The following is a 21561-nucleotide window of genomic DNA, read 5'->3' as shown; positions in this document are numbered from 1 at the left end:
TTCCCGCCCGTCCGGCCGTATCCGACTTCCAGGAGCATCGATGTTCTCTTTTCTGAAGACTGTCGTGGTGGTGGCACTGCTGATTGTGGTGGGCGTATTTGCGTATCGCTGGTTTGGACCGGAGCAGGAGACGCACCCCGACCGGTCGAAGATGCCGTGGATGAACAAGACACTTTCTCCTGATGAGCGCGCCGATATGGTGCTCGACCAGATGACGTTCCGAGAGAAGATCCGGATGGTTCACGGAACGGGTTGGGGAGTTTTGAAGGCGGGCGATCCTATTGCTGCGAACTCGAACTTTGCTGCCGGGTATATGGAGGGGATTGAACGGCTGGGGATTCCTGGCATCGATCTGGCTGACTCGGCTGTGGGCGCTCGCATGGCGGCGTATCAGTCTCGTTATGCGACGCTGCTGCCTTCGACTCTTGGCGCTGCGTCGAGCTGGGATCCGGCCTCTGCTTTTCTTTACGGCTCCGTGATTGGTCGCGAGCTTCGCGCCTGGGGCACGAACATGTCGATCGGCGGAGGCGTGAACATTACGCGCGAGCCGCGCAATGGCCGCAACTTCGAGTACGCCGGGGAGGATCCAATCCTCGCGGGAACCATGACCGGCAATCTTGAGAAGGGCGTCTTCTCGCAGCATGTGATGAGCGACATCAAGCACTATGCGTTGAACGATCAAGAGACCGGGCGGACGATCGTGAATGTGCTGCTCGACAAGAAGGCGATGCGCGAGTCGGACCTGCTTGCGTTCGAGGTGTCGATCGGCATCGCTGAACCTTCTGCGGTGATGTGCTCCTACAATCTCGTAGAGGGCGACCATGCATGTGAGAACGATTACCTGCTGAATCAGGTGCTCAAGAAGGACTTCAAGTTCAAGGGCTGGGTGGTCTCTGACTGGAGTGCGACGCACAGCACGGTGAAGGCCGCGCTGAACGGGCTCGACCAGGAGATGCCCGGCGACGATGGATACTTTGGCCGGGCGCTCGGCCTGGCTGTGCTGGAGCGGAAGGTTCCGATGGCGCGGCTGAACGACATGGTGCACAGGATTCTGCGCAGCATGTTCGCGGCAGGCGTGATCGACGATCCGCCGGTGCGTACGGTAGTAGATCCTTTTCGTGGACGTGACGATGCTCAGCATATTGCGGAGGAGAGTATTGTGCTGCTGAAGAATGCCGATCAGATTCTTCCGCTGAAGGCATCGGCTTCGAGCTCTATCGCGGTGATCGGTTCGCATGCCGATGTTGGCGTTCTCTCGGGCGGCGGCTCGGCCCAGGTGGATGCGCCGGGAGGCAACGCGATGGACCCCAAGCCGGGCGGCTCGGGCTGGACGGAGCACATCTACTTCCCTTCTTCTCCGCTGAAGTCCATTCAAGCGCACTCGCCACAGGCCTCTGTCCACTACGTCGACGGGACGGATACCGCAGCAGCCGTCGCACTGGCGAAGTCTTCTGCCGTGGCGATTGTCTTTGTGAACCAACCGATGCAGGAGGAGATGGACGCTCCAACTCTCTCTCTGCCTAACAACCAGGATGCGCTGGTCGATGCAGTGGCTGCGGCAAACCCGAACACCATCGTCGTGCTGGAGACGGGTGGCCCTGTGAGCATGCCGTGGGTTGACCACGTAAAGGGCGTGGTCGAGATGTGGTACCCGGGCATCGGCGGAGCGCAGGCCCTGGCGAACATCCTCTTCGGCGAGGTAAACCCTTCCGGCAAACTGCCGGTGACCTTCGCCAAAGACGATTCGCAGCTGCCACACCCTGTCGTCCCCGGACTTGAAGGAGTGACAGGCGGGCCAGCCTCTCATCGCGATATCAAGCCGTTCGATGTCACCTACACTGAGGGCGCCAAAGTTGGTTACAAATGGTTTGAGGCGACCGATAAGCAGCCGCTCTTCCCCTTTGGCTTCGGCTTGTCCTATACCAACTATGCGTACTCCGGCCTCACGGTTGACGATACCAGTAGAACGGTTCACTTCACGGTTCGCAACGCAGGGACGCACGAAGGCACCGAGATCGCAGAGGTTTATGTTGCTCTGCCTGCAGCTGCGAAGGAGAACTACAAGCGGCTGGCCGCATGGCAGCGCGTGAAGCTTGCTCCGGGCGAGTCGAAGGAGATCACGCTTCCCCTGCATCCGCTCTCGCTGACGGTCTTCAACACGGAGCAGAACGGCTGGCAGTTGTTGCCAGGCGAGTACACGGTTGCGGCTGGTCCGTCGTCGAACGATACTCCGCTCAAAGCAACGCTCCACGTTCAATAGAAGATGGCGGCTGAGTCGAATGATCCGAGACTCAGCCGCTGAGCGCTTCCGTCTCCTACAATAGGGATCTATGGCTCGGCGACTCATCATCAACGCAGACGACTTTGGCCTGACGCCGGGCGTTAATCGTGCTATCGGAGAGCTTCACGAAGCGAAGGCGCTGAGCTCTGCAACCCTGATGGCTACAGGCGCCGCGTTCGACGACGCGATCGCAGTTGCTCGCGCTCATCCTTCGCTTGGCGTTGGCTGCCACATCACTCTCACGGATGGAGTTCCTGTATCGCCGCCGCAGACCGTCCCCACGCTGCTTGGCGCGGATGGAAAGACCTTTCGTCCTTCGCTGGGGGATTTTGTGCAGGCGCTGGTGCGGGGCAAGATCAGCGAGTACGAGATTGAGCGAGAGGCAGCGGCACAGGTGGAGAAGCTGCAACGCGCCGGGATTCATGTCACTCATCTCGATACACATAAGCATACTCACCTCTTCCCCGCGGTGACGCGCCCGCTTCTGCGTGTAGCAGAACGGTACTCGGTCGGCGCCATTCGGAATCCCTTCGAGCAGAGATGGAGCCTGGAGCTGGGTCATGGCAACCGCCTGCGCCGTCTGCAGGTGAAGCTGCTCAGCACCTTTAAACAGCGGTTCGAGCATCAACCGCAGGTTCGCGACGCTCGAGTGCTCACGACCGACGGGACGATTGGCATCTCCGCGACAGGCCATCTGGACGCGCCTACCCTGCATGAGCTGCTCCAGGCCATGCCCGCAGAGGGAACCTTCGAACTCTGTTGTCACCCCGGCTATAACGATGGGGATCTTGACCGTGTGACGACCCGGCTTCGCACCCACCGCGATGTCGAGCGAAGCGCACTGCTCGGCGAGCTTTCCAAGTGGGCTTTGCAGCCGGACGCGCCGCAGCTGATCCACTATGGAGACCTGCGCCGGTAGCACGATCTGGATAGAGCGCACAATGCTCGACGGCCTTGAGACGAAAGAGTCTTCTACGGTTCTGCTTCGTCCAATAACAGGGCCACACACAGCTCAAGAGAATGGGAAGACCATGAAGATCGGCATCACCTGTTATCCCACGTATGGCGGCAGCGGCGTTGTAGCGACAGAACTCGGCATTGAGCTTGCAGCTCGTGGGCACGAGATCCACTTCATCACTTATTCGCAGCCCTTTCGGCTGAGCGGTCGTGAGTCGAATATTCACTTTCACGAGGTGGCGATCTCAAACTATCCCTTGTTCGAGCATCCTCCGTACGACCTTGCGCTTGCGACCCGCATGGCCGAGGTGGCGGAGTTTTATTCGCTCGATCTTCTGCATGTGCACTACGCGATTCCACACTCTGTGAGCGCGCTGCTGGCGCGACAGATGCTCGCCACGCGGGGAATTCATCTGCCTTTTATCACTACGCTGCACGGCACCGATATCACGCTGGTAGGGCTGGACCGTTCGTACCTGCCCATCACAAAGTTCGGCATCGAACAGTCAGACGGCGTGACCAGCATCTCAAGCTACCTTCGCGACCGTACCCGCGAGGCCTTCGAAATCACCTCCGAGATAGAGGTCGTGCGTAACTTCGTCAACTGTGACGTCTACTTTCGCAACCCTGAACTAGTAGCGACGATGCGGCCACGTTTTGCCGAGCCGAACGAACGGCTTCTGGTTCATCTTTCCAACTTTCGTCCTGTGAAGCGGATTCAGGATGTGGTGAAGGTGTTCGCCCGCGTCGCCAAGGCGATGCCCGCTCGCCTGATGCTGATCGGCGACGGCCCCGACCGGAGCGTTGCCGAGTATCTCGCGCGCGAGCACGAGGTGCAGGACCGCGTGCACTTCATTGGGAAGCAGGATAACGTCAACGAACTTTTACCACTAGCTGACCTGATGTTGATGCCGAGCGAGATGGAGTCGTTTGGGCTGGCTGCGCTGGAGGCGATGGCGTGCAGCGTCCCGACGATTGGCACGCGGGTAGGCGGCGTTGCGGAGCTTATCGAGGACGGCCACAACGGTCTTCTCTTCGAGGTGGGCGACGTCGATTCGATGTCTGCTGCCGCGATCTCGCTGCTGAGGGATCAGCCACGCCTGGAGGGGATGGCACGGGCTGGAAGGAAGACGGCGCAGGATCACTTCTGCGCCTCCCGCGTGATTCCACTGTATGAGGAGTACTACGACCGCGTCATCGCGCGCACTGCATCTTCCACCATGTGAGTGATGGCCTGTCCGGCAGCGCCACCGATGGGGCCCCAGGCCTCGGCGCCGGCATCGAGGATTGGCATGATGAGGGTCACCTTGGTGCCGCGACCGGGGCGGCTGTTAATTTCGACGGTCGCGAGATCGCCATAGAGCACCTGCATGCGCTCGCGTACGTTGCGCATGCCGATGCCGTTGCCCGGGCGCACCAGGCCGCTGACGAGGGAGACCTCCGGGCGCTCAGGGGCTATGCCCACGCCGTCGTCCTCCACCTCTACCATCAGGCGTCCTTCGTCGGTGATGCGGCTGCGCAGGGTGACGGTGCCACCGCTGATTCTGGGCTCCAGACCATGCTTGATGCTGTTTTCAATGAGGGGCTGCAGAAGCATTCCCGGAACGACGATGTCGAGCGTATCGCTGGCAATCTCTTTGACGACTCTAAGTTTTTCGCCGAAGCGCACTACCTCAATGTCGAGATAGTCGTCGGTAAACCGTAGCTCTTCGCTGAGGGGTAGGAAGGCCTCGCGGTCCTTCAGCAGGACACGGAGAATGTTCGCGAGTTTGACGATCATCTCTCGTGCCAGCTCCGGCTGCGAGCGTACCAGCGAGGTAATCGAGTTCAGCGTATTGAAGAGGAAGTGCGGGTTGATCTGGCGCTGCAGCGCGTCGAGGCGAGCCTCGAGCAGCAGCCTTCCCTGCTCCTCGAGCTTTCTCTCCACGCGGATCGCGTTCCAGATCTTGAGGGGGATTCCGACCACAATCGGAGCTGCGCCGCAGATCAACAGCTGCACCCACCACTCCCTGGAGTTGAGCTCGAAGAAGTATCGCGGAAAGTAGTGCGCGAGCGTACTGGTTCCAAGCTGCATGCCGGCGACCAGCAGCAGAAGCAGGATCTGACGGTCGAGCTGCGGCCGCCGCAGGTTTCGCGTGACCCAGCGATAGATGCTGAGGTCGATCATCGGAGAGAACGACCATACGTCTTCCGGGTCGGCGAAGCGGCCGAAGGCTCCGGAGATTCCGGCAACGGCGAGGTTGACCGGAAGCGCCCAGTACTCGTGATGCAGAACGGCGGGAATGGCAAGTGCCGCTCCGCCAGCCATCGCGGCTAGCGGACCTACGAGGATGCCGAGGAGAATGGTGGTCTCAAAGGAGAGATCCGCAGCCAGAAAGTTCGGGACGGCGGTGCGAACCCAAACTCCGAGCGTCAGCGGCACGCAGATGATGATGACCAGCCACGCGGTCTGCCGCGGGGTGCGGCGCGACATGAGGAGGAGATTTTTGAAGCGATTAGACCGCGCCAGCGAGCTGGAGACCGCCGCAGCAACGCCCAGCTCCACCAGCAATGTGATCAAAATCAGCTTGGGATCGGTCTGGGTCACACCATTACTTTACGCCCGCAGAGCAACTTCGCATCCAATGACCTGCCAGAGCAGTCTAATCTCCATGAAGCACGAAACGTATAATGAGAAGATGCCGTTTGCAAGTGTGACCAAAGTAGCCGATGCCGACTTCCCCACCCGCTGGGGCCACTTCCGTATCCTCGGCTTCGAGGGTGTGATTGAAAACCCTGCTGCCTGCAACGACAATATTCCGGCACCGGCTGTTCGGGTGGAGTCCGCCGTGGCGCTGGTGATGGGCGACATTCATGCCGCTCCCCCGATTGTGCGGATTCATTCGCAGTGCCTTACAGGCGATGTCTTTCACTCGCTGCGCTGCGACTGCCGGCAGCAGTTCGAACTTGCGATGGCTGCGATTACCGATGCCGGTACGGGGATTTTGCTCTATGAGCAGCAGGAGGGGCGCGGGATCGGCCTGATGGCCAAGCTGCGCGCCTATGAGCTTCAGGATCAAGGGCTCGACACGATTGAGGCCAACCTGGAGCTCGGCTACGAGGCGGATTGCCGCCACTTCGAGTTACCGGCGCAGATCCTCAAGCAGATGGGCATCGCTGAGGTTCGCCTGATCACGAATAATCCTGAGAAGGTGGAAGCACTCGAGCTTGCCGGGATCAAGGTGGTAGAGCGCCTCTCCGCCGAAGTGCCGAGCGAGCCGACCAACGAGCGCTACCTCCAGACCAAGCGCGAGAAGATGGGCCACCTGGTTACATAGTCTTCCAGGACCGCTGCGCAAGTACCATCTTCGCAGTGGTGATGGCCTGCCCTACGTGACGTTGCGTGTGCTCCGCGCAGTGGACGAGCAAGCCGCCTACCGTACTTGGCAACATCGCCCTGCCTACTCCACGCGACTCTTCGTAACTTGCCTGCGAGATCATCAGCACACGCTGCGCCGCGTCGTCCAGTCCAGCGCGTACCTCGGCTAACACTACTTCGGAATAAGCGTTGTTTTCCAGCTCGGTGATCAGCGCGTCTCTCTGCGCGCCCGTGAGGGCTCGTCCCTCCGCGTAGGTCAGAAGACGGTCCAGACTTCGCGCGATGTGACGAAGATGAAACGCGACTGGAGGAAGATCGAAGGGACGCGCATTCATCTCCGCATCGCTCAGCCCAGCACACCATCGCTCAATATCTTCAAGCGCAAGATCGAGGGCGTGCAGCACCTGCCGTCGTACGGCGTCAATCTCGGTGCGTGTGCCGCGTAGCCAGGGTTCGACCATTAGTCTCCCTCCATTCGCTATTGTCTCCGTTCGACGCGAAAGTCATAGCAGCCGGCGTTGCCATCCCGAACCATCACGTAGCGGACGAGTGGGTCGCGCATCATCTCCGCAATGGCTGTCTCGTGCGATCCGTCCGATACTGTTTTGCGCTGTCGTACCATCTGTTCGGTATCGTAGCCGTCCAGCACTGCGGCGAAGCGCAGTAGTCCGGCTGGATAACCTGCATCTTCCGCGTGTCGCTCGCACACCTCTTCGTGAACGAAGACCGGCCCAGGTTGGGGGATTGGCGCTACGCCGTCGAACGAATTCAGCGTAAACAGTAGCCGTACCTCCTGCCCAATCGCGAAGGGTCGCAGGCAATGCCGACATGGCCCATGCCCGGTTGCCACCTTCGCCGTGACCGGATGTCCGTATCCGGGCGACACTCTCGAGGCTCTCACCTTCTCTACCAGCTCGCTTGCAATGGCAATGACCTTCAATCCGCTCATACTCGCTGCTCCCGTCGTGAACTCAACCGCTGGAGCTATCTTCGGGGATTCACGCTGCGCGCACACTCCGAATTGTTCAGTCAAACTCCGAGTCCTTTCGACTGGCGAAACTCCCTCACTACATCGCGCACGTCTCTGTGTTCGGAGTCCACGGCATAGTTCATGCCGCGTACCTCGTCCGCAGTGACCTTGCCGGCTAGCCGGTCCATCGCCACCTGAATCTTTGGATGCAGCCGCAGCGAGTCGTTACGGAATAAAGGGACTGCTTCATAGGGCGGGAAGTAGTGCTTATCATCTTCGAGGACGACGAACCCCAGCGCTCGGATGGGCCCGTCGGTTGAGTTGCCTGCAACCATGTCCACCTGACTGTTCGACAGGGCTCGATAGAGGAGCCCCAGGTCCATCGTTCGGGGTTCGCCTGCGAACTTCAGTCCGTAGATTGCTTCGAGGCCGCGCAGCCCGTCGGGACGAGATTGAAACTCGTACCCTACGCCTAGTCTCCAGCCCTTCGGATCGGGTGTGGTCTTCACGGCATCGGAGATTGTCTTCACGCCCAAACGCTTCGCGTCGTCGCCACGCACTACCATGGCAAAGGTGTCCTCGAACCCCAGGCCGCGCCCTACCGTGACCTGATATTTGGATGCGTAGAGTGTGCTGACTTCACGAAAGACCGTTGCTTCGTCCCGCTGTCCGATAGGCGGAAGGGGCTGCTTCAGGATCGCCGTCAGCGCAGTTCCTGTGTACTCGACGTAGCCGTCGATGCGCCCGCTGACCAAGGCCTGCTGACAGAGGTAGCTTCCGGCAAGATAGAAACGCCGCGCCACCGGCTCTCCGGTCAGCGCTTCGATCTCCTGCGCCAGCAGCTCGCCCAGGACTACCTGCTCAGTGAAGTTCTTCGCTCCGATGGTGATGCGCGAGGATCTTGGCGGCGCGCAGGCCGTCAATCCAAACAGCGCAGACAGCAGAAGCAACATCAGCCCACGCAAGCAGCCCTGACCCATCACACTCGCCTCACGGCCAGTTTTTTTTCCAGCAGGCCTAATCCGGCATCCGCCACCAGGGCGAGTAGAGCGGCGGGGATGGCTCCGGCTAGGACGAGGCCGTTGTCTACGCTGGCTACTCCACGGAAGATCAGTTCGCCCAGGCCACCTGCGCCGATCGCCGCTGCAATGGTCGCGACACCGACGCAGGTCACGGTCGCGGTCCGCAGACCGGCAAGAATGACGCTCGCCGCGAGCGGCAGCTCCACCTTGATCAGACGCTGCCACGAGGTCATTCCCATGGCATTGGCTACATCCACCAGAGCGGGGTCCACGCTTCCGATTCCGGCGTAGGTGTTCCGCAGAATCGGGAGCAGAGCATAGCCAGTGAGTGCAAGGATGGCGAGCCGCGCAGCGTTTTCACCGAGCCACGGTACAGGGAGCAGAAGACCAAACAGTGCGAGGCTGGGTATGGTTTGAAGCACGTTTGCGATGCCGATCACGGGCCTGGCTAACGCCTGCCTTCGCGTGAGCAGAATGCCCAGAGGCAGCCCGATTGCAGCAGCTAGAAGCATCGCGGACAGCGTCAGCCACAGGTGTTCAAAGGTTAGACGGCCGATGTCGTAGCCGTTCTGACGCAGGAAGCTCATCATACTGGCACCGCGCGGTGTACAGCATGAACATAATCCCTTACTTGAGGGTTTTCCGACCGCGCGACTTCCTGCGCGGGCAAGTCGGCCACGACAACTCCGACTGCAAGGAACACAACCCTCTTGGCAAGGTAAAGCGCCTCGTCGAGGTCGTGAGTGACCAGCAGCACCGTCTTTCCGACCTTCTTCAAGAGGTCTCGCAGCATGGTTTGCATCTCGGCACGGGTGAGAGGATCGAGCGCGCCGAACGGCTCGTCCATCAGCAGAACCGCGGGGTCGGTTGCGAGGGCGCGTGCCAACCCAACCCGCTGGCGCTGGCCGCCGGAGAGCTGCCACGGATAGCGGGCGCGATACTCCTCATACTCAAGGCCCACCAGCGGCAAGACCTCGCGCACTCGCGCCTCTATCTCCTGTTTGCTATGGCCGGCCAGTTCGAGCGCCATGCCGGCGTTGCGCTCGATGGTCATATGGGGAAAGAGCCCTGTCTCCTGGATGACATACCCGATGCTGCGCCGCAGCGCCACAAGGTCGGCCTCGTGGGCAGGCTTGCCCGCGACCGAGACCTTGCCCTCGCTCGGCATGACCAGGCCATTCACCATGCGCAGCAGCGTGGTTTTGCCGGATCCGCTTCGCCCCAGAAGAGCCGTCGTGGTTCCGGCCTCAAGTTGCAAAGAGACATCGCGCAATAAGACACGCCCACCTGCCACCGTGTAGCTCACCTTCGCGAACTCAACGCCAACCGTGGGCATGTCTTTTACTCTAACTTGTCGTGGTGGGATGCCGGGTTACTCTGCGGTCTCCGGAACAGCCTCTGATACGGGCTCGCCTGCTGCGCCGGGCTGACCTTTCACGCGAACGACCGTGATCTTTTCGAAGCCTTCCTTGAAGGTGGGCGGCTTCAGACGCTCGGCCATCTTCTGCATCACCTCATCGGTCACCTGACGGTCGCGCTTGGAGTTTCGCTCCATGCATACAGCCAGCGGTACATCGAAGAAGACCGCCTGAACCTCGTAGCCGAAGCTCTTGGCCATCTTGATCCACTGCTTGCGCTCGTGCGGAGAGAGATTGGTCGCATCGACGTAGTTCCACGGCATCTTGGCGATCAACCGCGCTCGCAACAGGCTGCGCAGAGTGGAAAAGACAAGGCCCTGGTAACGCTGTTCGGTGATGTCGTCGAAGAGCAGCGTCCGGAGAAGGTCGCTCGACAGCGGAGTCACGCCCCGGCGCTTGTACCAGGTCGTCTTACCCGAGCCGGGCAGCCCGATCGCGAGAACCACATACCCTTTTGGCGACTTGAGCGCTGTCAGCTCGGCTGGAGGTGTTGCCAGTGACTCCGGCTGGGTCTCCATGACCATCTTCGGCTCTGCCGGCGCGGCGTGCTCGGCCACTGGTGCGGGCGCATCGAGATGTGCGGCGGCGACCGGTTCTGCAACTGGGGTTGGCGGGGCGGAAACCGGGACGGTTGTTGGTTCCGCGGCGCGTACGGGCACGGGCTCCGGGTAGCTTGGCCTCAAGGGAGCTTGCTGGTTCGAGGGCAGCTCCTGCCCACTTTTCCCCGTGGACTCCGAATCATTCGGTCCACGTCTAGGGCGTCGTCTCATCTTTTCGCTTATCCATTCGCGCAAATCGCGCATACGACGCTTGTAACACAGCGCGGAAGGCTCCCGCAAATCCCCTGCACCTCCAGCGCCACCCCGTTTTCGATTCTGTGTCGTTGAACCTCGACACGCTCATCCTGTCTTTTCCCATCGTCTTACCTCCTCATTCACGCCCCTGCAATAGGAAGTTTGCACCGCCATCGCGCCAGTGATAGCATCCCGCTCTGATGGCGTGCAGAGCCGTACGTCGCGATCTACAATGGTTGAACGGATAAATCACGCAGCACAGGACAGGAGCAACCGAAAATCATGGCAGCTGTAAAGGTAGGCATCAACGGCTTCGGCCGCATTGGACGCAACGTCTTCCGCACCGCGATAGGCAATCCCGACATCGAATTCGTCGCTGTCAACGACCTCACCACCCCCGCCACGCTGGCCCACCTCCTCAAGTACGACTCCATCCTCGGCAACCTGAAGCAGGAGATCACCCACGGAGCCGACTTCATCGCGGTCGACGGCAAGAAGATCAAGGTCTTCGCCGAGCGCGATCCTGCGAAGCTCGACTGGGCCTCGGTGGGAGCGCAGATTGTGGTTGAGTCCACCGGATTCTTCACCGACGCGGAGAAGGCCAAGGCGCACCTTGGCAGCACGGTCAAGAAGGTCATCATCTCTGCCCCTGCGACGAACGAGGATATTACCCTCGTCCTGGGCGTGAATGACGTGAAGTATGACGCCGCGAAGCACAACGTGATCTCGAATGCGAGCTGCACCACGAACTGCCTCGCGCCCGTCGTCAAAGTGCTCAACGATACCTTCGGCATCGCATCCGGCATCATGACCACGATCCACAGCTACACCAACGATCAGGTGATTCTCGATACTCCGCACAAGGATCTCCGCCGCGCCCGCGCTGCTGCACTCTCGATGATTCCGTCGAGCACCGGAGCTGCCAAAGCGCTGAAGCTCGTTGTTCCTGCGATGGATGGGAAGCTTGACGGCTTTGCGATTCGCGTCCCGACCCCGAACGTCTCGGTCGTCGACCTCACCTTTGTCTCCGAGAAGCCGATCACCGACAAGTCGATCAACGAAGCGCTCAAGAAGGCTGCTGATGGCGAATTGAAAGGTATTCTGGGCTTCACCGAGGAAGAGCTCGTCTCGTCCGACTTCAAGGGCAACCCACTCAGCAGCATCGTCGACAGCAAGTTGACCAAGGTCGTCGGCCAGAATACCGGCAAGGTGATCAGCTGGTACGACAACGAATGGGGCTACTCCAGCCGGGTGAAGGATCTCATCCTGTTCCTCGTCAAAAAGGGCCTGTAGACCGCACAAAAGATTGCCCAGGCAGAGGTCGATTCGCGACCATGCCTGGGCATTTCTGCATCCTGCCGGACTGATGGTGAATCTACAGGACAGGCAGCGAGTCCACCTGCCCGGATCGAGCACGCTATGAGTCGCTTCCAGCAACTGGCCTTTACCCCACTCGTCAAAAAGCATCAGGAAGAACACGGCAGCCGGCGCCAGTATGAGCGAATGGCGGAGCTCTCTCCTGCAGGAAGTACCCTGGGGCGAGACGAGCAGGCCTTCATCGCCCTGCGCGACAGCTTCTACATGGCCTCGGTCAGTGAGACCGGATGGCCCTACGTGCAGCATCGCGGCGGTCCCAAGGGCTTCGTTCGGGTGATCGATCCGGGAGTGCTTGGATTCGCCGACCTGCGCGGCAACAAGCAGTACATCAGCCTCGGCAACTTCGACCATGACGATCGGGTCGCCCTGTTCTTCATGGACTATCCCAATCAGACTCGTCTGAAGATCCTCGGCCGCGTGAAGGTGCACGAGCAGGACTCCCAGGCAACGGATCTCATCGAATCTTTTCGTTCCGCCGACAGGTCGTCCGTCGTCGAGCGAGTCATTCTGATCCGAGTCGAAGGTTTCGACTGGAACTGCCCTCAGCACATCACTCCCCGGTACACGGTCGAGGAGTTCGAGGAGGCTTTGGCTCCGCTCCGCGAGCGGCTTGCAACGCTGGAGACCGAGAATGCAGCCCTGCGCAAAAAATCTTCGCTGCCAGCCGGCAAACCACGCACTTGATCTACGAATCCTCTCGGCTCGTGCCATTCGCGTGAAACCTTTCAGAGTGCTGCGATATCTTTAGTAAAATTAGAGTGGGAGCGTCGCTTGAACAAGACCGTTCGCAAAATCATAGATCTGACCGAGCAGCAGGCGGAGACCTACCGCTATTGGCGCAGCCGCCCATCGGCAGAGCGGTTCGAAGCAACCTACCAGCACAGCGTCGCCGTGTATCGGCAGAAAGGAGTCGTGTCCCATGGAGAAAGATCAACGAGATCTTTTGCGCGTATTCAACGAACGAAGAGTTAGATACCTGATCGTCGGTGGCTATGCGGTCTCCTACTTCACCGAGCCGCGCGTGACCAAAGATCTGGATATCTTCATCGACACAAGTGATGCGAACGTTTCAAACGTCTTCACTGCACTTGCAGACTTCGGTGCTCCGCTGACAGGACTGACTCCCCGCGATTTTCAGGATCCAGCCTGGGGCTACCAGATTGGCCAGCCTCCGAGCCGAATCGACATCCTTCAAGAGTTGGATGGAATCAACTTTGAAGCTGCCTGGAACTCCAGCGAAGATGGAATCATTGATGACGATATCCCCGTGCGATATCTCTCGGTGGAACACCTGATAAAGAACAAACTGGCCATAGGCAGACTTCGGGATCTGGCAGATGTAGAGGCCTTGCGGGACTCGGAAGCTGCAAATGCAAAATCGCCAAAGAAAGACTGACATGACCCGCACGAACGTTCCCGGCACGTCTCCCTTCGAGCCCATTATTGGCTTCTCCCGCGCCGTCCGCATCGGCAACAGCGTCCATGTGTCAGGCACAGGGCCTGTCGGCGCGGATACCGCAGGCGTTGCCGAGCAGACTCGCCAGTGCCTCGCGCTGATCGCCGTTGCGTTGAAGAATGCCGGGAGTTCTGTCGATCACGTCTACCGTACGCGGATGTACCTTACCCATGCCGAGGACTGGGAGGCCGCTGGCCGAGCGCATGGTGAGGTCTTCGGACTTATCCGTCCCGCAGCCACCATGGTTGTCGTTGCCGCGCTGCTTAATCCAGACTGGCGCATCGAGATCGAAGCTGACGCCTCTATCCCGGAGTAGCCAGCCTCGATCCTTCTCCGTGCTCTAAAATTCCCTATGCCAAGCGACCCCAGCCGCTCCGTCCCGAAGGCCATCCTGATCGGTGCGATCGTAGCCGCGTTGCTCGACATGATTGATCCCATCCTCTTCTACGGCTTGCGCGGTGTTGCTCCCGTAAAGATTCCACAGTCCATCGCGAGCGGCATCCTGGGCCGTACTGCCTACTCCGACGGAATCCGAAGCGTTCTTCTAGGGCTTGCAACCCACCTCTTCTTGGCACTTTTCTGGGCAACGCTCTTCGTCCTCGCAGCTCGCGTTTTGCCATTTCTTAAGCGCTACGCCATCGCAGCCGGTCTGCTCTACGGAGGTTTTGTCTATGCCGTGATGTATGGCCTGGTGCTCCCACACACGAACCTTTACCCAAGGAGTCATCCGACCGGTGCGGTTCTACTGAACGGCATTGCGGCGATGGTCTTCCTGGTCGGGCTGCCCATATCTTTGGCGAACCGACGCTTCGCACCGTCATCTCGGGTATCCTCTAACTGACATGGCCAAGCTATCGATCCGCGACCTCGACCTCACCGACAAGCGCGTCCTCATTCGCGTTGACTTCAACGTCCCGCTCAAGGACGGCATCATCACTGACGACACCCGCATCCGGGAGACGCTGCCCACCATCGAGTATGCGCTGCGTCATAAAGCAAAGGTCATCCTGTGCTCGCACCTCGGCCGCCCCAAGGGTAAGCCGGTTGCCTCGATGAGCCTGCGCCCGCTCGTCGACCATCTCCGCACCATGCTCGATCACATCCTCGGCGACGACGAAAACGTAGCGTTCTCACCCGACTGTATCGGCGACATCGCCAGCGAGATGGCGGCCAACCTCGAATCGGGCCAGCCGCTCCTGCTGGAGAACCTCCGCTTCCACGCTGAGGAGGAGGCGAACGACCCTGCCTTCGCGAAGAAACTCGCCTCGCTCTGCGACGTCTACGTCAACGATGCGTTTGGCAGCGCACATCGCACCCACGCCTCTACCGAAGGCGTGACGCACTTCGTCAAACAATCTGCCGCTGGGCTGCTCATGGAAAAAGAGCTGAACTACATGGGCAAGGCGCTGACGGAGCCGGATAAGCCCTTCGTCGCAATCATCGGCGGAGCCAAGGTCTCGGACAAGATCCAGGTGATCGACAACCTGCTGGAGAAGGCCGACGCCATCATCATCGGCGGAGGCATGGCCTACACCTTCCTCAACGCGCAGGGACAAAGCACGGGCAAATCGCTGGTCGAGACTGACAAGATCGACGTGGCGAAGGCAGCGCTCGAAAAAGCAAAGGCCAAAGGCGTACGCTTTCTCCTGCCCGTCGATCACATCCTCGCCGACAAGTTCGCCCCGAACGCCCAGACCCAGGTCTTCTCTGGCGAAGGCCCCTTCCCTGCCGATCTGATGGCCCTGGATATCGGCCCGAAGTCCATCGCACTGTTTGAAGAGGAGATCGGCGAGGCTCGCACCATCATCTGGAACGGACCGATGGGGGTCTTCGAGATGCCTGCCTTCGCGCGAGGCACCAACGAGATCGCCGCAGCCGTAGCTCGTAACCACGACGCCACAACCATCGTAGGCGGCGGAGATTCAGTCGCCGCGATCCAGCAGTCCGGCTTCGCCGACAGGATCACGCACATCTCCACCGGTGGGGGAGCAAGCCTTGAGTTTCTCGAAGGCAAAACGCTGCCCGGAGTCGCCGCGCTTTCAGAGAAGTAGGAAGCTGCGCACGCTTCCTACTCGCTTCTCGACGATGAGATTGTTCTAGCAATCTGCCCTTCCCTCAAACCCATCAAAATGGAATACTGATCCGCACATGCGCAAGCCACTGATCGCCGCCAACTGGAAGATGTACAAGACGCCTAAAGAGTCATTAGCTTTCCTCAGCGAGTTTCTGCCCGAGGTCAAAGATCACACCGCCAGCGAGATCGCGATCTTTCCCACGATGTCCTCGCTTGGCTACGTTATCGAGGCGACGAAGGGGACAAATGTCACCGCGGGCGCCCAGACCATGCACTGGCTGAATGAAGGCCCCTATACGGGCCAGACCTCTCCCACCATGCTCGAAAGCATCGGTTGCACCCGTGTTTTGCTCGGCCACTCCGAGCGCCGCATCTATGCCCACGAGACCGACGATATGGTGAACCTGAAGCTGAAGGCCGCGCTTGAGCATGACCTGGTTCCCGTGGTGTGCGTGGGCGAGACGCAGGAGAAGCGTGAGTCCGGCCTGACCGAAGCAGTCCTGCGCTGGCAGATCGCCTGCGCCCTCAATGGCATCGCCGGAAGCCTGTGCAGCCAGATGGTGATCGCCTATGAGCCTGTATGGGCCATCGGCACCGGCAGCGTTGCCACGCCGGAACAGGCGAACGACGCCCATGCCATCATCCGCCGCGAAGTTGCTGTCCATCTCGGAGAGGCCTGCGCCAGCCGCATGCGCATCCTCTACGGCGGATCGGTCAAGCCCGACAACGTCGCCAGCCTGATGACTCAACCCGAGATCGACGGCGCACTCGTCGGAGGAGCGAGCCTGAAGGCCAAGTCTTTTGCTGAGATCGTTCAAAACGCTTCGGCCTAGCGGGGCACAGAGATAGAGCTGATGGCCTACCGAACGACCCCGGCCTGGTCCATCGGCCAGTACACAAAGGCCGCCTTGCCATAGATCAGATCCCGATCGACTGGCCCAAAGTCGCGGCTGTCGCTTGAGATCGACCTATGATCTCCCATCACGAAAAACTCGTGGGCAGGGACGATCATCTCCGGCTGCGATCTCTCATCCGAGAAGCGCTTCGGAACGTAGCTCTCCGTGATACGGGCACCGTTCACGATCACCTGGCCATGGTCGATTCGCAGCATGTCTCCAGGCAACGCGATCACACGCTTGATGTAACTCTTCTCATGGTCATGCGGATAGAGAAAGACGACCACGTCTCCCCGGTGAATCTCTCCGACCCTGTAGGCGATCTTGTTGATAAACAGCCTGTCCTGATCCTCCAGCATGGGCAGCATGCTGGTGCCCTCCACGCGCACTGGTTGATACAGAAAGATAATGATGAACGCGGACACCACAACCGAAATCACCAGGTCGCGCAGCCAGGAGTGCATTGCTGCCTTATGCGGTTCCGATGAATCCGTTCCTTGCTGCTCCGGGGACTTTGGTCCGACCTTTTCTTCTGTATTCACGCGATCTTCCAAACTCTCCATGTTGTTAGACGTACCAATTTTAGAGTTGCCATCGACACCCCCCTGCAGCTCTTCGGGTCGTACCAGTACCGGGCGCGGGGTAACCAATTCAGCGGATCTGCATCCTAATGTCTATGGCCTACGAATGCTCCCGTTTCAGGCCTTGTGAAACTCCTGAAAAGTAATTCTCTTGACTCCGAATTTTCCGTTATCACAGGTCGGATAAGTTCACCACTCCAATGATCCCGTGGCGTAGACCCGACTCTCTATGATAACTCTCAGGGTGGAAAGCTTTCTTGCCGCATTCAAGAAGGTTAGGACTAGAATCACCCCAGCAGAACAGTAGGATACCTATGGCAACCCTTACCATGCTCGAGCAGGCCCCGACCCCAAAACCCGCAAACCGTGGCGCAGCAAATTATAACGATCTCACGACAGAGACCGCCAACGCCGCGTCGGAGGGACTGGATACAAAGTCCGCCCTCGAGATCGCCCGCATCATCAACCATGAAGACGCGAAGATCGCAGCCGCAGTCAAAAAAGCGCTGCCTGAGATCGCCATCGTGATCGACACCGTAGCTCGTTCTCTACGCGATGGAGGCCGGCTCATCTATGTCGGCGCCGGTTCCAGCGGTCGCATCGCCTCGCTCGATGCCTCGGAGTGCCCACCAACCTACTCCACCTCTCCTTCGCAAGTCCAGTACATTATGGCCGGCGGTCCGAAGGCTCTTGCCTCCGCGTCCGACGTCAACGAAGATTCTCCGGAGATCGGTCAGCGCGATATCGCCCGCCGCCGCCCCACACGCAAAGACATCGTCATCGGCGTCTCTGCCAGCGGGCGCACCCCGTACGTGGTCGGCGCAGTGGAGTACGCGCGAGCCCGCGGAGCCAAGACCGCCGCGATCACCTGCAATCTCAACACGCCTCTCTCCGACGCTGCCGATACGACCGTCATCACTGAGGTCGGAGCTGAGGTCCTCTCCGGCTCCACGCGCATGAAGTCCGCGTCCGCGCAGAAGATGGTGCTCAACATGATCACCACTGGTGCAATGACACGTCTCGGCTACGTCTACGACAATCTCATGGTCAACGTGCACATGAAGAACGCGAAGCTTGTTGAGCGTGGCATCCGCGTCCTCATGAAGGTCTGCGATATCGATCGCGAGACGGCGATCCGCACCATCAAGTCCGCAGGCAAATCGATTCCCATTGCTGTGGTGATGCTCAAAGCTAACGTCGATAAGATGGAGGCCGTGCGGCGGCTTACCAAATCAGATGGCAACGTTCGCCTCGCTATCGACGACTCCCGCCTCGAACTATAATCGTCCGCCTCTGACTCTAATCGTAAGGAAGCGCAGAAGTCTGCGCTTCCTTACGATCCCCCTGTAATCATCTTCTACTGGGCCATGGAGTGACCGAGAGAGCAGGAAGATCCTGCTCCGAGGTGATCTTCCACCTTCCATCGATGCGCTTCAACGTGAGACGCGAAGGCACAAACGACTCCTGAATCTCCGCCTGTTCGGGTTCATCGATGAAGTGCTTCACGAGTTTTACCTCCGCCTGGGTGGATGTCTTCCGCTCGATGACGATATCTTCCATCTTCACGGTCCACAACCCTTTCCGCATGCGGTTCGTCGCCTCGCGATCGCGAAGAACCGCTCCCTTGCCGACCTTACGTTGGTTCAGATACCTATCCAGCGTATCCGCATAAAAGGCAGCCTGTGCATTTGCATCTCTTGTGCGCATAGCAGCGGCCCAACTCTGCAGCCACTGCTTAAGCTCCGGACCGCTCGTCACAGGCTCAACCTCCGAGCCCTGCGAAGCGGTTGTTTTGGCTGGCGACGCAGCTTCCATCTTTTCTGCATCTACAGCAGGCGCCGCATCCGCAGCAGGCACCGTATTCGCATCAGGAACTGCATTCGCGGTTGCGCCTGTGGACTGCGTAGCCACAGGAGACGCGGGCGCACTGGTACCGCGATAGGACAGATAGTAGAAGTAGGCTCCCACGACCGAAGACAAGAGGACAGCCAGCGCAATCAGCCACAGAGCAATTTGCTTCGACTCTGACTTCCTCTCTTCAGGCATCTCTCGACGCTGGGCTATTGGGATTCTCGCCACCCACGTGGGTTCTTCCGCAAGCGGTGCCACCGCGACCGGCTCCGGCTGCGCTACCTGATGAACCGCAACTGGCTGTGGAGGCTCGATCGCCTCTTCAAGCTCAAGTGTGTTCTCAGGCGAACTCTTTGCTGCCGGCTCTTCTTTGACCTCTGACGCGGGATGAGGCGCGGCCGAGACGCTGTCTTCTGGCTCTTCGTTCTGAGGAGATTCGACGCACTGCCTGGGTTCAGCCACAAGCTCCGTCTCGGAGAGTAATGCTGCTGCAGCCCATACGGAATGTGGCTCGGTATCCAGGGCCTCCATCCACGTCTCCGGAGATATCGAGGGGGCAACTTCATCCTCGCCGACCATGGACCTATGCGTTTCTTCTTCATGAGCGTCGGAAGGGTTTTCCGCAACGGAGGTGGCAGTCGAGGTCGCCGCCGACCTTCTGGCCGCCGAGTACGCCGTGACGCGCAGGGTATCCAGATGAATCTGCGCCTTCATCTGCTCGAAGAGATCTTCCAGCTTCGATTTCATCACATCCTGCTGGGGCGTCTCGCCCAGCAGCGCAGAGGCTTGAAAGTTGACCTCGCCCTGAATCACGGTCTGGTCGTCCTCCGCATTCACGCAGAACACCGTCATGTCGTGTTTATTCTTCGATCGCGGGGAGGGTCCCAGGCCGCGCAGCGTAATGCGGTCCCCGTACCGCTCCACATCGTTGGAGAGCTCACGCGAACACATCTCCAGCGCACGCAACACCATCTCCGGATCCGGAGTCTGCACAGTTTCACGGATCTCAAATCTCATAGCGCCTCTTCCTGTCTTCCTAATGGATGGCAGAAACCCGGTCCGGGGAAGCCGACAACAAATGAGCGTGAACAATAAATCGTTCCGGCGCTGCGCCCACATAGTCGAAAGGAAAACAGGTAATAAGTGTCAGTTCTGGCCTGGAGGCGATATCCAGAACCTGCACCTTGTCCGGGCTCACAACCTCGGTTGAGTCCACGATGTAATGATAGGTGCCGGTCTTATCGATCAGCCGAACCTCCATCTTCACGGCGATCCTGCGCAACGGCCGGAAGTACGAATCGCGATGTCCGGCCAGCCCAACCGTGCCAAGGCCCCCGGGTACCGCAGTCCCGGGAATGTGCCCCACTCCTTTGTGCAGGCTGTTTCCATCATAGTCGGCGGTGATAGGCGCAGACAAGGCCAGCGCAGGAATCTCAATCCTGCCAATCACATCGTCATCAGTCTGCACCCCCGCAGAGAGATTTGTCGTCGGAGGGTTTTGGCTGATGCGATCCGCTATTCTCTGGCTCCCCTTTGCCTGGACACCGAGCACAACGCAGTATCCAGCGCAAAGGAGACAACACGTCCAAAGAAGACGTTCAGCATATGCGGGCGGCCGCATCTCTATTCCCGCAGCGGGGATCTTTGACTAAGAGCGGACGTGCGGCTCTGGGAGGCGATCAACCGTAGCAGCGCCGCACCGATCAAAGAGCAGAAGCCCACAAACCACACCAACGGAACCAGGCTGGCGGTATGGGGCAACGCTTTGATAACCGGCTTCTGGACACTGGCTACCTGCGTGTAGCGCTCTGCCTTGATACCTGGCTTCGCTGCCTGGTCGCTGGGGCCTACCTGCTGAAGCGATAGAAGCCAGAGTGTCAACAACTGCATATCGCCCTGCGACAGAGTGTTATCCGACACCTTTCCCTCGGACTCTGGATCGACTGCAGGAACCTTCGCCGGATTCGAGCTTGCAATCGCGACGGCTTCGGCCTTCGGGTAGACGAACTCTACAACCGATGCACTGCCCGGAAAGTACCACCCTTTCAGGTACTGCGACCCATCGGTCGAGTTGGCCCACTTTACCGGGCCGCTCATGGCGGGCTTCTCAATCTGAGTATTAGGAATACCGATAAACGTAGAGTGCAGATCGCCCTTCACAGAATCGATCTTCAAAATGACCCGGTCGGAGAGATGATTTACAACATGAATTGTGTAAGAACCCGGTTCCAGCGTGGCGCCAGGGATGTGCGAAGCGTTGGAGACTGTGAAATCAGTCGCAGGATTTGCCGGAGCGGCAGCCCACAGCACGGAGTGGAAGAGACACAGGGTAGCGCAATATACGAGAGCTTTGAGTCGCATGATTTTTCTCCTCGCAGGATCGACTTACGTCCCGTTCATGAAAGGTGTACGCCAAAAGTGAACACTTAGGTTGAGAGAAAAAAGAAGTAACTGAACATTTTTGGTACAGGTAATCGCAAGCACCAAAAGAGGAGAAATGGTAATCAAATCAATAGTTACGCTGGG

General features: G+C 59.3%; 23 protein-coding genes. 12 read left to right on the top strand and 11 right to left on the bottom strand.

The genetic code is table 11. The annotated features are described in order from the left end of the window. Nucleotides 1-40: 40 nt before the first annotated feature. The 3 genes from GSQ94_RS03760 to bshA all read left to right on the top strand — a co-directional run bounded on the left by GSQ94_RS03760 (nt 41) and on the right by bshA (nt 4464). On the top strand, nt 41-2260 hold the full coding sequence (locus tag GSQ94_RS03760) for a beta-glucosidase (RefSeq protein WP_158941973.1): 2220 nt from the start codon (nt 41-43) through the stop codon (nt 2258-2260). 70 nt (nt 2261-2330) lie between these two features. Next, on the top strand, nt 2331-3200 hold the full coding sequence (locus GSQ94_RS03755; protein WP_158941972.1) for a ChbG/HpnK family deacetylase: 870 nt from the start codon (nt 2331-2333) through the stop codon (nt 3198-3200). A gap of 112 nt (nt 3201-3312) precedes the next feature. After that, nucleotides 3313-4464 (top strand): N-acetyl-alpha-D-glucosaminyl L-malate synthase BshA, encoded by a 1152-nt coding sequence (gene bshA, locus GSQ94_RS03750; protein ID WP_158942001.1) that lies wholly within the window; start codon nt 3313-3315, stop codon nt 4462-4464. Here the strand turns inward: bshA and GSQ94_RS03745 are convergent. Beyond that, entirely contained in the window at nt 4422-5825 is a 1404-nt protein-coding gene (locus GSQ94_RS03745) for a sensor histidine kinase (protein WP_158941971.1), read from the bottom strand. The two genes, bshA and GSQ94_RS03745, sit on opposite strands and share 43 nt — an antisense overlap. A gap of 91 nt (nt 5826-5916) precedes the next feature. On the opposite strand from GSQ94_RS03745, the gene ribA reads away from it, so the two are divergent. Further along, nucleotides 5917-6555 carry a GTP cyclohydrolase II gene (ribA, locus tag GSQ94_RS03740; RefSeq protein ID WP_158941970.1) on the top strand — a complete coding sequence of 213 codons (639 nt, stop codon included), beginning with the start codon at nt 5917-5919 and terminating at the stop codon, nt 6553-6555. Here the strand turns inward: ribA and GSQ94_RS03735 are convergent. The 6 genes from GSQ94_RS03735 to GSQ94_RS03710 are packed head-to-tail and all read right to left on the bottom strand — an operon-like array spanning nt 6548 to nt 10776. Beyond that, entirely contained in the window at nt 6548-7057 is a 510-nt protein-coding gene (locus GSQ94_RS03735) for a DinB family protein (RefSeq protein ID WP_158941969.1), read from the bottom strand. The genes ribA and GSQ94_RS03735 overlap by 8 nt on opposite strands. Before the next feature lie 17 nt (nt 7058-7074). Beyond that, entirely contained in the window at nt 7075-7629 is a 555-nt protein-coding gene (locus tag GSQ94_RS03730) for a DUF1203 domain-containing protein (protein WP_158941968.1), read from the bottom strand. Beyond that, nucleotides 7626-8546 (bottom strand): glycine betaine ABC transporter substrate-binding protein, encoded by a 921-nt coding sequence (locus GSQ94_RS03725; protein WP_254063620.1) that lies wholly within the window; start codon nt 8544-8546, stop codon nt 7626-7628. The genes GSQ94_RS03730 and GSQ94_RS03725 overlap by 4 nt, the downstream gene beginning before the upstream one ends. Beyond that, nucleotides 8546-9178: an ABC transporter permease gene (locus GSQ94_RS03720; protein WP_174240878.1), complete on the bottom strand. Its 633-nt coding sequence runs from the start codon at nt 9176-9178 to the stop codon at nt 8546-8548. The genes GSQ94_RS03725 and GSQ94_RS03720 overlap by 1 nt, the downstream gene beginning before the upstream one ends. Further along, on the bottom strand, nt 9175-9924 hold the full coding sequence (locus GSQ94_RS03715) for an ATP-binding cassette domain-containing protein (RefSeq protein ID WP_158941967.1): 750 nt from the start codon (nt 9922-9924) through the stop codon (nt 9175-9177). Before GSQ94_RS03715 ends, GSQ94_RS03720 begins: the two co-directional genes overlap by 4 nt. Before the next feature lie 36 nt (nt 9925-9960). Next, nucleotides 9961-10776: an ATP-binding protein gene (locus tag GSQ94_RS03710; RefSeq protein WP_158941966.1), complete on the bottom strand. Its 816-nt coding sequence runs from the start codon at nt 10774-10776 to the stop codon at nt 9961-9963. 306 nt (nt 10777-11082) lie between these two features. Here GSQ94_RS03710 and gap point away from each other — a divergent pair, with 306 nt between their 5' ends. From gap to tpiA, 7 genes are all read left to right on the top strand, one after another. Next, the gene (gap, locus tag GSQ94_RS03705; protein ID WP_158941965.1) at nt 11083-12093 is read left to right on the top strand and encodes a type I glyceraldehyde-3-phosphate dehydrogenase; all 1011 of its coding nucleotides are present in this window, start codon (nt 11083-11085) and stop codon (nt 12091-12093) included. Between the two features lie 126 nt (nt 12094-12219). Continuing rightward, nucleotides 12220-12861: a pyridoxamine 5'-phosphate oxidase family protein gene (locus GSQ94_RS03700; protein WP_158941964.1), complete on the top strand. Its 642-nt coding sequence runs from the start codon at nt 12220-12222 to the stop codon at nt 12859-12861. A 235-nt stretch (nt 12862-13096) separates the two neighbouring features. Next, complete coding sequence (locus GSQ94_RS03695) at nt 13097-13573, top strand: hypothetical protein (protein WP_158941963.1); 477 nt, start codon at nt 13097-13099, stop codon at nt 13571-13573. Nucleotide 13574: 1 nt separating this feature from the next. Beyond that, on the top strand, nt 13575-13949 hold the full coding sequence (locus GSQ94_RS03690; RefSeq protein ID WP_158941962.1) for a RidA family protein: 375 nt from the start codon (nt 13575-13577) through the stop codon (nt 13947-13949). 36 nt (nt 13950-13985) lie between these two features. After that, nucleotides 13986-14474, top strand: coding sequence for a hypothetical protein (locus GSQ94_RS03685; RefSeq protein WP_158941961.1), 489 nt, complete (start codon nt 13986-13988; stop codon nt 14472-14474). Nucleotide 14475: 1 nt separating this feature from the next. Continuing rightward, nucleotides 14476-15684 carry a phosphoglycerate kinase gene (gene pgk / locus GSQ94_RS03680; protein ID WP_158941960.1) on the top strand — a complete coding sequence of 403 codons (1209 nt, stop codon included), beginning with the start codon at nt 14476-14478 and terminating at the stop codon, nt 15682-15684. Between the two features lie 97 nt (nt 15685-15781). Next, nucleotides 15782-16540: a triose-phosphate isomerase gene (gene tpiA, locus GSQ94_RS03675; protein WP_158941959.1), complete on the top strand. Its 759-nt coding sequence runs from the start codon at nt 15782-15784 to the stop codon at nt 16538-16540. A gap of 26 nt (nt 16541-16566) precedes the next feature. Here tpiA and lepB read toward each other — a convergent pair whose 3' ends face one another. Next, nucleotides 16567-17067, bottom strand: a complete 501-nt coding sequence (gene lepB / locus GSQ94_RS03670) for a signal peptidase I (RefSeq protein WP_254063634.1) — start codon at nt 17065-17067, stop codon at nt 16567-16569. Between the two features lie 431 nt (nt 17068-17498). Here lepB and murQ point away from each other — a divergent pair, with 431 nt between their 5' ends. Next, nucleotides 17499-18467, top strand: coding sequence for an N-acetylmuramic acid 6-phosphate etherase (gene murQ / locus GSQ94_RS03665; protein ID WP_158941958.1), 969 nt, complete (start codon nt 17499-17501; stop codon nt 18465-18467). Between the two features lie 67 nt (nt 18468-18534). Here murQ and GSQ94_RS03660 read toward each other — a convergent pair whose 3' ends face one another. The 3 genes from GSQ94_RS03660 to GSQ94_RS03650 form a co-directional block, all read right to left on the bottom strand. After that, nucleotides 18535-20052, bottom strand: coding sequence for a hypothetical protein (locus GSQ94_RS03660; protein WP_158941957.1), 1518 nt, complete (start codon nt 20050-20052; stop codon nt 18535-18537). Nucleotides 20053-20071: 19 nt separating this feature from the next. Further along, complete coding sequence (locus GSQ94_RS03655) at nt 20072-20587, bottom strand: class D sortase (RefSeq protein WP_158941956.1); 516 nt, start codon at nt 20585-20587, stop codon at nt 20072-20074. 71 nt (nt 20588-20658) lie between these two features. Continuing rightward, on the bottom strand, nt 20659-21396 hold the full coding sequence (locus GSQ94_RS03650; protein WP_158941955.1) for a hypothetical protein: 738 nt from the start codon (nt 21394-21396) through the stop codon (nt 20659-20661). Nucleotides 21397-21561: the final 165 nt, after the last annotated feature.

It is taken from the genome of Granulicella sp. S190, from assembly GCF_009766095.1.
Lineage (GTDB): Bacteria > Acidobacteriota > Terriglobia > Terriglobales > Acidobacteriaceae > Edaphobacter.
The sequence above is the reverse complement of the archived record's forward strand: the minus strand, read 5'-3'. Positions and strand labels throughout refer to the sequence as shown.